This window comes from Microseira wollei NIES-4236 (assembly GCF_020521235.1).
In the GTDB taxonomy this organism is placed as follows: Bacteria; Cyanobacteriota; Cyanobacteriia; order Cyanobacteriales; family Aerosakkonemataceae; genus Microseira; species Microseira wollei.
In genome coordinates this window covers 26,762-38,828 of the sequence record NZ_BLAY01000006.1, presented here as the reverse complement: position 1 = coordinate 38,828, position 12,067 = coordinate 26,762, and the positions used below count along the sequence as shown (strand labels likewise).

The 12,067-nt window shown below is 45.8% G+C and carries 10 protein-coding genes; 5 read left to right on the top strand and 5 right to left on the bottom strand.

The features are described from left to right. Nucleotides 1-178 precede the first annotated feature (178 nt). Nucleotides 179-538, top strand: coding sequence for a four helix bundle protein (locus MiSe_RS03405; RefSeq protein ID WP_226574810.1), 360 nt, complete (start codon nucleotides 179-181; stop codon nucleotides 536-538). Between the two features lie 362 nt (nucleotides 539-900). Here MiSe_RS03405 and kdpA read toward each other — a convergent pair whose 3' ends face one another. Further along, a complete protein-coding gene (gene kdpA, locus MiSe_RS03400; RefSeq protein WP_226574808.1) occupies nucleotides 901-2,607 on the bottom strand; it encodes a potassium-transporting ATPase subunit KdpA in 1,707 nt (568 codons plus the stop codon). A 350-nt stretch (nucleotides 2,608-2,957) separates the two neighbouring features. Between kdpA and MiSe_RS03395 the strand changes: the two genes are divergently transcribed. From MiSe_RS03395 to MiSe_RS03380, 4 genes are all read left to right on the top strand, one after another. Next, nucleotides 2,958-4,085 carry a sensor histidine kinase gene (locus tag MiSe_RS03395; protein WP_226574806.1) on the top strand — a complete coding sequence of 376 codons (1,128 nt, stop codon included), beginning with the start codon at nucleotides 2,958-2,960 and terminating at the stop codon, nucleotides 4,083-4,085. 1 nt (nucleotide 4,086) lies between these two features. Then, nucleotides 4,087-4,770, top strand: coding sequence for a response regulator (locus MiSe_RS03390; RefSeq protein WP_226574804.1), 684 nt, complete (start codon nucleotides 4,087-4,089; stop codon nucleotides 4,768-4,770). Between the two features lie 57 nt (nucleotides 4,771-4,827). Continuing rightward, nucleotides 4,828-5,970, top strand: coding sequence for a universal stress protein (locus MiSe_RS03385; RefSeq protein WP_226574802.1), 1,143 nt, complete (start codon nucleotides 4,828-4,830; stop codon nucleotides 5,968-5,970). A gap of 346 nt (nucleotides 5,971-6,316) precedes the next feature. Next, nucleotides 6,317-7,315: a hypothetical protein gene (locus tag MiSe_RS03380; protein ID WP_226574800.1), complete on the top strand. Its 999-nt coding sequence runs from the start codon at nucleotides 6,317-6,319 to the stop codon at nucleotides 7,313-7,315. 14 nt (nucleotides 7,316-7,329) lie between these two features. Here the strand turns inward: MiSe_RS03380 and MiSe_RS03375 are convergent, their stop codons facing one another. The 4 genes from MiSe_RS03375 to MiSe_RS03360 all read right to left on the bottom strand — a co-directional run bounded on the left by MiSe_RS03375 (nucleotide 7,330) and on the right by MiSe_RS03360 (nucleotide 11,977). Further along, entirely contained in the window at nucleotides 7,330-8,082 is a 753-nt protein-coding gene (locus MiSe_RS03375; protein ID WP_226574798.1) for a DevA family ABC transporter ATP-binding protein, read from the bottom strand. A gap of 103 nt (nucleotides 8,083-8,185) precedes the next feature. Then, nucleotides 8,186-9,346, bottom strand: a complete 1,161-nt coding sequence (gene devC / locus MiSe_RS03370; RefSeq protein WP_226574796.1) for an ABC transporter permease DevC — start codon at nucleotides 9,344-9,346, stop codon at nucleotides 8,186-8,188. A 158-nt stretch (nucleotides 9,347-9,504) separates the two neighbouring features. Next, nucleotides 9,505-11,145, bottom strand: coding sequence for an HlyD family efflux transporter periplasmic adaptor subunit (locus tag MiSe_RS03365; protein ID WP_226574779.1), 1,641 nt, complete (start codon nucleotides 11,143-11,145; stop codon nucleotides 9,505-9,507). Nucleotides 11,146-11,344: 199 nt separating this feature from the next. Further along, the gene (locus MiSe_RS03360) at nucleotides 11,345-11,977 is read right to left on the bottom strand and encodes a TetR/AcrR family transcriptional regulator (RefSeq protein WP_226574777.1); all 633 of its coding nucleotides are present in this window, start codon (nucleotides 11,975-11,977) and stop codon (nucleotides 11,345-11,347) included. Between the last annotated feature and the right edge of the window lie 90 nt (nucleotides 11,978-12,067).

Below are 12,067 nucleotides of genomic sequence, written 5' to 3'. Positions count from 1 at the left end.
TTTGCGGGTGTCGCGACGACCGCTGGGTATTTTGATGGGTTTGGACATAGATTGCTAATTGCTAATTGCTAATTGCTCATTGCTAATTGCTCATTGCTCATTGCTAATTGCTCTTGGCTGATGGTTAAGGTGAGGCTGGCTGGGGGAAGACTAGGTGATAGGAAGAAGTGGGAGACTTATGGGAAAACCTAGCTTTGAGAAACTGGACGTTTACAAACTGTCTGAAAAACTAGCTGATGAGATTTGGCACGTTGTTAAGGAATGGGACTATTTCACCAAAGAGACTATTGGGAAGCAAATTGTTAGGGCTGCCGATAGTGTCTGTGCCAATATTGCAGAAGGAGAAGGTCGATATAACTTCCAAGACAATCGTCGTTTCATCAAAATAGCAAGGGGTTCTTTATACGAAACCATCAACTGGTTAAGACGTGCCTACAGAAGAAATCTATTAACCCAAGAACAGAGCAAGCGGATTACCCTAATCGTTGATGAACTATCCCCTAAACTCAACGCCTACCTTAATTCCATCGGTCATTAGCTAATTGCTAATTGCTAATTGCTAATTGCTAATTGCTAATTGCTGATTGCTGATTGCTGATTGCTAATGGCTAATTGCTAATTGCTGATTGCTGATTGCTGATTGCTAATTGCTAATTGCTAATTGCTAATTGCTAATTGCTGATTGCTGATTGCTAGAAGCTCGTAATATAGCATTTTCCCTGACATTAGCCATTAGCCATTAGCCATTAGCCATTAACCATTAGCCATTAGCCATTAGCCATTAGCCATTAGCCATTAGCCATTAGCCATTAGCCATTAGCCATTAGCCATTAGCCATTAACCATTAGCCATTAGCCATTAACCATTAACCATTAGCCATTAGCCATTAACCATTAGCCATTAGCCATTAGCAATTTGGAAGGCTTCGGCTATTGGTCCTAGTGCGAGGATGGGGAAGAAGGTGAGGGCACCGAGGATTAATATGATGCCTGCGGTGACGCCGATGAAGAGTTTGGTGTCGGTTCGCAATGTGCCGACTGTCATGGGGACTGGTTGTTTGCGGGACATGCTATCTGCTAGTAATAACAGAGAAGTGACGGGGATGTAGCGTCCGGCTAGTAGGCTGAAGCTGGTACTGAGGTTCCACCACAAGGCACCTGGTGCGGGTTGGCTGTCTGCTAGTCCTTCAAAGCCCGAACCGTTGTTGGCTGCGGCAGAGGCGTATTCGTAAATGACTTGGGCGAGTCCGTGATACCCGGGGTTGGTGATGCCGTTGAAATCGGTGGGGAAGGTCATGGCGATCGCTCCAGGAATTAATATGGCGATGGGATGAACTAGCAGGATTAAGAAGCTGGCGAGGACTACTTCTCTTTTTTCGATTTTTCGTCCTAAGAATTCTGGGGTTCTACCTACCATTAATCCGGTGATGAAGACTGCCAATATTAGGTAGGCAAAAAGATAAGCGGTTCCGGTTCCTTGTCCGCCCCAAACTATTTGTAAGAACATGTTGGCGAGGGTGACGAAGCCGCCTGGGGGCATGAAGGAATCGTGCATACTGTTAACTGCGCCGGTCATTGTGCCTGTGGTAGTTACGGCATATAAGGCGGATTCTGCCCAGCCAAATCTGACTTCTTTTCCTTCTAAGTTGGGTGCGGTCGTTCCTAGTAGGGTGTTGATGGCTGGGTTTCCTTGGTATTCGCCTGTGGCGGCGATGATAATAAATAGGATAAAAATTGCCATCACCATGCCGTAAATTAACCAGGCTTGTTTGCGGTTGTTGGCTATGATGCCGAAGGTGTAAATCAACGATGAGGGAATCGCAATCATGCTGACAATTTCGATTAAATTGGTCGCGGCGTTGGGGTTTTCAAAGGGGTGGGCGGAGTTAATCGCGAAAAAGCCGCCGCCGTTTTCTCCTAATTCTTTGATGATTTCAAAATGGGCAACGGGACCGCGCGCGATCGCCTGCTGTACCCCCCCATTTTCCAATGTCGGCACTACCACCGGCCCCGCTAATGTTTCCGGCACTCCCAAGGCGATTAAAACAATCGCGCCAACTATACTAATCGGCAGTAAAATTCGCGTAATCGATTTGATTAAATCCACATAAAAGTTCCCCAACGGTCTACCCGTCAATCCGCGAATAAATGCGATTCCCACCGCCAATCCCGTTGCCGCTGATGTAAACATCATGAATCCTAATGCAGCAAACTGGCTCAAATAACTGTAGGTAGTTTCCCCAGAATAATGCTGCTGATTCGTATTAGTAACGAACGAAATCGCCGCATGTAAATTTGTATCCCAAGTCGGGGAACTTAACCTTGTTGGGTTAAATGGCAGTACTCCCTGCAAGCTAAAAATCAGGAAAATAAACCCTGCCATGACTAAATTGCTGTAAATAACGGCTCTGGCGTACTGCCAACCCGTCATATCTTCTTTTCTAGCAATCCCGCTTAATCTAAATATTGCCCGTTCTAAAAAATTGGCAATCGGGTCAATCAAGGTTTTTTCACCTAAATACACCCGCGCCATATACCCGCCAAACACAGGCGTTATTGCCACAACAATCAGCAAAGTTATTGCTATTTGAATCCATCCTTCTAACATAGATTACAACAACTCCAAAACTCATCTATTTCTAAGCGATCTTTCCTAAAAAATCTTCTTCACTCTTACCTCTGCGTTCTCTGCGCCTGGAGCGGTTCAATAAATCTGTATCTTACAGCCGTAGTTTGGTTTTGTTCATACAAACTAATATTGACGCATTTTTGGGAAGATTACAGGTATAAATCGCAGTTTAGCAAGCTTTTATATAACGTGATATACCTCTTAAGTAACAAAAGCGTTTAGAGCGTTTAGAAAGTGTTTAGTTGCCAAATATACCAGTGAATATATTTTGAATTAAACGGGCAAAAATAGATATAATAGAAACCCTAACTACTCTGGTAAATTCCCAGATGTCGCTTCAGTTATTGCCTAAAGCTTTACCTCGCAGGTGGACTCGGAAGCTAAAAGATCCGCAGTGGCGTGTATTCTGGACGATCGTGGGACTGTTTGTGGCGATCGCTATCTTAGAATTCTCCACGCCCCCCAGCTACGTATTCGGCTATCTTTACATCGGGCCAATTTTACTCGCTTCCTCGGGGTTGAATCGGTCAGCAACGGTACAATTTACCCTCGTAGCGGTGGTTTTAACCATGGTAGCGCTGTGGGGTTCGGGCGGAAATGGTCTGGAAGCACCAACGATCGCATCCAGGCTAATCGCGGTGTTAGCATTGGCAGTAACGGGATTTTTAAGCGATCGCAATCGTCGCTATCAAGAAGCGATCGCTCAACAGCAAGCCAAACTAGAAGCTGGGGAAAAATTATCCCGTCTGCGAGAAGATTTTGCTTCTACCCTCACCCACGATTTGAAAACACCCCTATTAGGTGCAATAGAAACTCTCAAAGCGTTCGAGCAAGAACACTTTGGTGCAATTCTCCCGGCACAGCGAAAAGTTTTGGCAACGATTATCCGCAGTCACCAAACAAGTCTGCAACTGGTAGAAACTTTATTAGATGTTTACCGCAACGATACGGAAGGATTGCAACTCCAACTCGCTCCGGTAGATTTAGTCACGATAGCAGAGGAAGTCGCAGCAACGCTATTTGACCTCGCTAAAAGCCGTCGCGTTCACCTCTCATTTAACTACGGCGATTCGGAGTTTCGCAAGTATTTATGGGTAAATGGAGATGGATTTCAACTAGGGCGAGTATTTGCCAATCTGCTAACCAATGCCATTAACCATACCCCACGGGGCGGTAAAGTGGAAATTGTGCTGGAGCCTGGAGTTGCTTATCAAGTTGCCAAAATTATCGATACGGGTGCGGGGATAACAGCGGATCAACTACCCCACCTGTTTGAGAGATTTTATCAAGGAGAAAGCGATCGCGCAGCCATTGGATCGGGTTTGGGTTTGTATCTAACTCGTCAAATTATCGCAGCACATGGCGGTACAATTTGGGCGGAGAGTCGTTCTCCCAATGGAGCAATCTTTTGTTTCCGATTACCTGCTTTTCCCATCCAGCCGCATTCATCTAAATAAAATGCCCGCTGCCTCAATTAAAATCCTCCTTGTGGAAGATGACGAACTATTCCGTTTGGGTTTAAAAACCAGACTCGAACGAGAACCAGGAATGGAAATTGTTGCCGAAGCCGAAGATGGCGAAACTGCTGTAGAATTGGCAAAACAGTATCCTTTAAATCTCGTAGTTCTTGACATCGGTTTGCCAGGAATTGGCGGCATCGAAGCTTGTCGTCAACTCAAACAAGCACAACCCAACCTACCGATTTTAGTCCTGACTTCCCGCACGCAAAAATCTCTGATTGTCAGGTTAATTGAAGCCGGAGTCCAAGGTTATTCTCAAAAAGGCGTCCCATCGGAAACGCTCATTTTAGCCATTCGTTCGGTGGCGGCGGGTGCTTCTTGGTGGGACTCAACCGCAACGGCAGAAATTAGAGCCAATTGTAGCAATCATTCTACTACTTCCGATCTAGAAGATGAAACTAACCATCTCACCAGGCGAGAACAAGAAATCCTCGCCTTAATTGCAGCGGGTAAAACCAATCAAGAAATAGCCAACCTGCTTTATATTGCCCCCGGTACGGTGCGGGTACACGTGCATACAATATTGCACAAATTAGGCGTTAACGACCGCACCAGAGCAGCCGTAATTGCGATTAAAAAGCAATTAATCCCTCAAGAATTACTCAGCGATCGCGAATACTGAATACCGAAACTAGAAACCCAATTTCTCTAACCAATTAGCAATTAGCAATTAGCAATTATGCTTTATTCCAGCGAAATGAGTGGCGATCGCAAAAGGCGTCGCGGCAAGCATAAAATATTTATCGGCATGTCTCCCGGCGTTGGTAAAACTTACCGCATGTTACAAGAAGGCAAGCAACTAAAAGAAGAAGGCATTGATGTCGTCATTGGATTGTTGGAAACCCACGGCAGAGAAGAAACCGCAGAACAAGCAATTGGTTTAGAAATAGTGCCGCGCCAACAAATAACAGTGTCTGGCATCACCCTAACCGAAATGGACACCGATGCTGTCGTGGCGCGCCAGCCTCAATTCGCTTTAATTGATGAATTGGCGCATACTAACGTACCGGGTTCTCAGCGAGAAAAGCGTTACCAAGATGTGGAATATATTTTATCAAAAGGCATAGATGTTTATTCAACTGTCAATATTCAGCATCTAGAAAGTTTGAACGATATCGTCGCTAGAATTACGGGAATTGTAGTACGCGAACGCATTCCGGATCGCGTTTTAGAAGCAGCGGATGAAGTTGTTGTCGTGGACGTGACACCAGAAACTTTAGAAGAACGTCTAACCGAAGGAAAAATCTACGCCCCCCATAAAATAGACCAAGCTTTACAACACTTTTTCCAGCGTCGCAATTTGATTGCACTTAGAGAGTTAGCCTTGCGGGAAGTCGCAGACAATATTGAAGAGGAGGCAATCGAACAAGAAGCGATCGGTGCAAATTCTAAAGGGGAGTATTGCAACATCCTCGAACGGGTTTTAGTCTGTATCTCCACTAATCCCAATTCAGTCCAGTTGATTCGGCGAGGGGCAAGAATTGCCAGTTATATGAATGGTCGTCTTTATGTTTTATTTGTGGATAACCCGGAGCGATTTCTCACCAGGGAAGAAAGCTTGCACATTCACAATTGCGAAAAGCTGTGTCAGGAATTTAGCGGCGAATTTTTGCGCGTCACCAGCTATGATATCGCCAACGCGATCGCTAACGTAGCAACAGAATACCGCATTACTCAGATTGTAGTTGGGAAAAGCCCGCGCTCGCGCTGGAAGTTGCTGCTAAGAGGCTCTTTAACGCAACAGCTAGTGCGACTGCTCAAAAATATCGATTTACATATTATCGCCAGCGATAAAAAACCTGCCCGCTGCCTCGATTCCTAGCTTTCTATGACAAGGATCTTTCCCAGTCTCCCTGGTGATTGGGCCTTTCACCCATCAAGGCGAGTCATAGGCATTGAGGCTATCGGTTATAATTTAGCCACCCATGCGATCTTGACCTATGGGCGATCGCCCAGGCAAAATAGGTAACATTATTTAGAAAAATGGTATAAATTTCCAGTAGCTTCAGTTGTCGGGAATGACATTCAGGAGTGCAACTACCGTATTCAGTGGAAACACTGAGTACCCCTAAAATCATTAGTATTTGGTGACTTTACTGATGATGACAACACCTTCCTAATGGGCATTCTATAAACAGACCTATTTTTTTCAGATCACCCGCCCGACCATGTCAAAACCAATTATTCTCATACAACCGCAATTAGGATCTGCCCCCCCCAAGGATCAAACTAATAATCTCCCGCCAAATGCAATCTGGATGGGAGCGTCCGGGGTATTGGCTTTATTGACCGTTGGTTTAGGAGTATATTCTTTTATCCAGGTTAAAAAGCTGGCAAAAGAACTGCGAATGGAAAAGTTTAAAAGCGAAGATGTCAAGAAAAAGTTAAAACTGGCTCTGGAAACGATTCGGAAAATGGAAACCAATCCCGATTTGGTTCACTCGCGAGAATTCAACCTCGACTATCTGCGGATGCGGATGTCTGAGGAAGTATTTCACTTTGCGATTGTCAATCAAATTAAGGTCAAGGTAAAAGAAAAAATTTCCATCGCGTTGCGTCCCACTCAGGCGCAACAAGCTGCCATTGGAATTGCCACGACCGCAGGCAGGCAAGTCGATGAAACATTTGATGTAGAGTATCAGACGGCAGATAGCCCGAAGTCTAAAAAGGCCGTGTTGTTCCGGATTCAAATTCGCTTAATGAAGTTACCCACCCAGGCGACTTCGGTGACAATTAATCAAATTATCGACTGCATTGAAACTTACTTGAGTCCTTCTGAGGAAAATGATAATTGGCAACCGACGATTCAAGGTCGGATTGTGCAAATCCAATGGGATCAAAAAGCCAAGCCTACACCTTTGCTGGTGCTAGAACAATCGAATGAAGGGGTAAACGTCAGCTTCGCCACTAAAAGGCAAGTGTCCGCACCCGCAGCAGATATGCTACCACCGACTCCGGCGCCATCCAAACAGCAAGCGCCTGCTGGCGGTCAAAAGCCTGCTGCTGCCAAACGTCCGACGCCTGGTGGGGATCACAAGCCTCCTGCACCCAAAACCGCGCCCCAGTCTAACCCTAAAATGCCCCTACCCGCCAATGGTAGGACGCCCCAAGCCAAGCCAAACCAAACGCGCCCACCAGTCAATCCGGCTAAAAAAACCGCAAAATAGTTTGAGCAGTTTAACTAATGAGATACCACCCCCAGGGGTGCATCTTTTGCCAAACGACCATCTTCCATATGCACGATGCGGTCGGCAATATCCAAAATCCGGTTATCGTGAGTCACCATTAATATGGTACAGCCTTGTTCTTTGGCTAAAAGCTGCATTAATTCGACGACATCGCGACCCGATTTGCTGTCTAATGCGGCGGTAGGTTCGTCGGCTAAAACAATTTTAGGATGGCTGACCAAGGCGCGCGCGATCGCCACTCTTTGTTTTTGTCCCCCTGATAAATTCTCCGGGTAATAATCGATACGCTGACCTAACCCGACTGCCTCTAGCATGGCTTTGGCTTTAGCATTCGCTTCTTTGTTAGAAATCCCAGGGTGTAACTCTAGCGACATTAACACGTTTTGTCTGGCTGTCAAACTTTTGAGCAAGTTGTGCGCCTGGAAAATATAGCCAATATTGCGCCTCGCCTCTACTAACCTATTTTTACTCGCTCCTACTAATTCTTTACCTAAAATTTTTAGACTGCCTTCTATCGGCGATCGCAAACCCCCAATCATCGTCAGCAAGGTGGTTTTCCCCGACCCAGAAGGCCCCGTCATCAGTACAATTTCCCCCGGATATATTTCCAGACTGACATCAAATAATACCTGTTTCTTGAGCGAACCTTTACCAAAATAGTGATTCACATTTTTAATGTCAATCACTGGTTCGCTAACCCAGCGGTTTCCACTTATAGCCTGTGTTTCAGTCAGCGTCACTTCCATTTTGTTGCCCTTTGATTGTTAATTCTTCACCAATTACCAATTCCCCGCCTGGGACCGCAATTACCAATTCCCAATTAGCAATTAGCCATTAGCAATTAGCCATTTAAAAAATATCTGCCGGATCGGCTGCTTGCAGTTTCCGCACCGCAATCGCACCCGATATCGTACACATAATTACCGTTAAAACCAGCACTGTTACCGCTCTAGCTATTGTCATTACCATCGGCAAACTGGTAGCATTTCGCGTCAATGTATACAAAACAGTTGCCACCCCATATCCCGGTATAAACCCTAAAATTGATAAAATAATCGCTTCTTGAAATACCACCCCCAGTAAATACAAATCCTTATACCCCATTGCTTTGAGCGTGGCATATTCAGCCAAGTGATCCGCCACATCGGTATAAAGAATTTGATACACGATTACCGTCCCGACAATAAATCCCATTGTCGTACCTAAAAAGAACACAAATCCAATCGATGTCCCGGTTTCCCAATATTTCTTTTCAAACTGGATAAATTCTTCGTGGGATAGCACTAAAACATCGGGATATGCATTTTTATAATAATTCTTCATATTGGTGATAATTTGTGCTTTATTGACATCGGGTTTTAAATTAATCACGCCAATATCAATCGAACCTCTGTCCCGTCGAGAAAAGATCCGCAGAAAGTTTAAATCGCTGGTGACGACGTTGCCATCTGCACCGAAAGATGCTCCTAACTTAAACAATCCACCAACTCTGACGCGACGGCTATCTATTTCTGTTTCTACCGTTTGTCCGGAATTAAATAACTTTTCAACTGGTCCGAATTCCTCTCTAGATGCCGAATCGAATAGAACCACATCCGGAATTTTGACTTTCTCCAGATTTTCGGCAATTCCTGGGAGATTAAAGAATTGAGCGGCGGGATTAAATGCAATCACCATTAATTGTCTGGTTTTGCGATTTTCGGGATTTTTCCAAATGCCGAAACCGAGATAAACGGGTGTAATCGATTCGACGCCCTCAAACGCCTTTGCTTGATATAATCGGCGCTGGGAGAAGCTTTTCATCGCAATCAAAGCGGTGGATTGACTGCTGATTAAAAAAATATCACCCCGGACATTTTTATGAAAAGTAATCGCACTTTCAAACAGCGCATCGCGAAATCCTAACTGCATAAACATTAAAATATCCGCAAAGCCAATCCCCGCTAAAGCAACGAGCAAGCGGACTTTTTCTTTTGTCAGTTGGAGCCAAGCGAGAGGTATTTTTGCCATCGTAGTAATGAGTGTTAGGTCCCAATTATTTCTCTGTCTTCTCTTCTCTTCCTCTGCGTCCTGGAGCGTCTTTTGCGGTTCAATAATTCAGAAACAACCGGAGGCGCGGGTTTAGATAAATTGTCGCCTTAAGTATAGATGGTTGGTGAAACCCGCTCCTACTGACCAATGATGATTCTGGCGATCACTTTTGAGTAGGTTAAACCAGAAACTTTGCTACTAGATTCTGGAGCGAGTTGGATTTTGACTTCTACAACTCTGGCGTCTACGTCGGCGGCGGGATCGGTGTTGAGAATGTCTTTTTTACCGATTTGCAAGCCAATTTCAGCGACGGTTCCTTTAAGTTCGCCTTCAAAGGCATTTGTTTCGCTGTTAATTGTGGCGGCTTGACCGAGTTTTACTTTAGCTATATCGCTTTCGTAAACTTCTGCGATCGCATACATTTGCCCAGTTTGTCCAATATCAGCTATTCCATTGGTACTGCTAACAGATTCTCCCGCTTTTGTGTGAATTTTCAACACTTGTCCGTCAATCGGGGATCGCACGAAGGCTTGCTCCAAATCCGCTTGCGCTTTCTTCACTGTTGCTTTGGCGCGGTCAATCTCTGCTTGCGCTGCATTTACGTCGGTAGGACGCACTTCGGCAAGTTGGGTTAAAGTCGCTCGCGCTTGTTTGATTTGCTCGTTTAATGTATCTATTGTTTTGTTACGATTGGCTTGTGCCTCCTTAATTTGTTGGGTTAAAGTTGCTTCGGTTCGACTCAAGTTCGCTCTGGCTTCATTTATTTGCTGCGCCACCGTACCTGCTGTTTTACTACGATTGGCTTGCGCTTCATTTATTTGCTGAATTAACGTGGCTTCGGTTCTGATTAAATTCGCTTTCGCTTCGTTAATTTGTTGCGTCAGCGTGGCTTCGGTGCGGCTTAAATTGGCTTTGGCTTCATTCAGCTGCTGAAAAGCCGTTTCTAATTCCAAGCGCTTGGTGTCAATTCTAGAGGCCGCAATTGCTCCTTGTTGGGATAGCATGTCATAGCGGCGAAATTCGGTTTGAGCATTTTGCTGCTGTGCGGAGAGGCGGGCGATCGCTGCTTGTTGCGTTCTCTTTTCTCCTAATAACTGGGCTTGCAGGCGGGCAATTGTGGCTTGTTGCGTTTTCCTTTCCCCTTCTAACTGTGCTTGCCAGCGGGCTATTTCTGCTCTTTGTCCCGCTGCGTCTCCCGTTTGTTGCGCTTGTAGGCGGGCAATTGTGGCTTGTTGCGCTTTCCTTTCTCCCTCTAATTGCTCTTGCCAACGGCTAATTTCTGCTCTTTGGGTATTGATTTCCCCCTCCAGCTGGGCTTGCAGGCGGGCTATTTCGGCGCGTTGGGCGGCTAGTTCTCCCGCTTTCGCCCCTGCTTGAACTTTGGCTAAATTGGCTTCGGCGACTCGCACGTCTTGTTTGGCTTGTTCTAACCCGGCTTGCAAGCGATCGCGGCTGTCTAATATTGCCACTAGCTGCCCTGTTTTCACCTGCTCTCCCTGTTTTACCAGCAGTTGCGCCACCCGCGACCCTTCTATCGAACTCGACGCAGATACTTTGATTACCTCCCCTTGGGGTTCCAGACGTCCCAATGCCGTTACCGATGCGATCGCTGGCGCCACCGCGACGGGTACTTCGACTTGCGGTTGCACCCTCGTCTGTTGATAAACCTGATATAGCCCTACCCCACTCACACTAGCCGCCATAATTGCTAGCGGGAGCGTCCAGCGGACTGGAGATTTTAGCCATTGCCTATCTTTAACAGGTAATTCTAGCCGCATAACTTTTCTTTACAACCCCTTTACTAAGCTTAATATTTTGTTTTCCAGAGGAAGAGCCAGGAGGTGCGATCTATCTACCTATCTTTAAGCTTCTCTCCGGAAAGACTCGCCCCGCTTCCTCCAGTTGAGCTATCCGAATCAATGAGTTTAAACTTTTGTCAAGTTGATTGATTAATTAATCAACTTGACAAGCAAAAAATTAGGACGGGGAGGATGTCACAAGCATTCCTTGCAAGAAAACCTCAACCGTAGTCTTAACCATCGTCTCGGCGTCGAGTTGCTGGCTATCTGGTTGGGGAAAGATTTCCCGCGTGAAAATATACGCCAGCAAAGAGCCAATAAAACAATAGGCTGCTGCTGCTGGGTCTATCGGTTTCAGCACGCCAACAGACATTTGTTTTGCCAGATAGCGACTTAAAAACGCCATCTCGCGACTTGGGCCAGCGTTGTTCATCACTTCGGCAACTTGCGGTTGTCGGAATGCTTCGCTCATCACCAGCTTAAACATGGCGACGGCGGTCGGGTTTTCCAAGGTTTTCAGGAAGGCACTGGCGAAGGTGGTTAGCACCTCTTGCGGTGGTTTGGTTAAAATCTCGTCACCGCTGTGAGCCAGCAGTTGCAGCAGGGGAACGCGCTGTTCTAATACCTGCTGGAATAGGTCGCTTTTGTCTTTAAAGTAGTGGTAGATCAGTCCAGGCGAGCCAATATTGGCAGCTTGGGCGATGTCTTTATTAGTTGCCTTTTCAAAGCCTTTACTTGCAAAGACTTCCAATGCACCGTCTATAATTTGCTGCCGCCGCCGCTCGAACTCTACCTGGTCGTGGGCTGGCATGGTTTAATCTTGTTATTTGATTGATTGGTTAATCAATATAGTAGCACGAGACAAATTGTTGTCAATGGCTTGTTTGAGAAGATAATTTGT

Coding starts and splice junctions, on each gene's coding strand:
- MiSe_RS03405 (WP_226574810.1), top strand. CDS start 179: ATGGGAAAACCTAGCTTTGAGAAACTGGACGTTTACAAACTGTCTGAA.
- kdpA (WP_226574808.1), bottom strand. CDS start 2,607: ATGTTAGAAGGATGGATTCAAATAGCAATAACTTTGCTGATTGTTGTG.
- MiSe_RS03395 (WP_226574806.1), top strand. CDS start 2,958: ATGTCGCTTCAGTTATTGCCTAAAGCTTTACCTCGCAGGTGGACTCGG.
- MiSe_RS03390 (WP_226574804.1), top strand. CDS start 4,087: ATGCCCGCTGCCTCAATTAAAATCCTCCTTGTGGAAGATGACGAACTA.
- MiSe_RS03385 (WP_226574802.1), top strand. CDS start 4,828: ATGCTTTATTCCAGCGAAATGAGTGGCGATCGCAAAAGGCGTCGCGGC.
- MiSe_RS03380 (WP_226574800.1), top strand. CDS start 6,317: ATGTCAAAACCAATTATTCTCATACAACCGCAATTAGGATCTGCCCCC.
- MiSe_RS03375 (WP_226574798.1), bottom strand. CDS start 8,082: ATGGAAGTGACGCTGACTGAAACACAGGCTATAAGTGGAAACCGCTGG.
- devC (WP_226574796.1), bottom strand. CDS start 9,346: ATGGCAAAAATACCTCTCGCTTGGCTCCAACTGACAAAAGAAAAAGTC.
- MiSe_RS03365 (WP_226574779.1), bottom strand. CDS start 11,145: ATGCGGCTAGAATTACCTGTTAAAGATAGGCAATGGCTAAAATCTCCA.
- MiSe_RS03360 (WP_226574777.1), bottom strand. CDS start 11,977: ATGCCAGCCCACGACCAGGTAGAGTTCGAGCGGCGGCGGCAGCAAATT.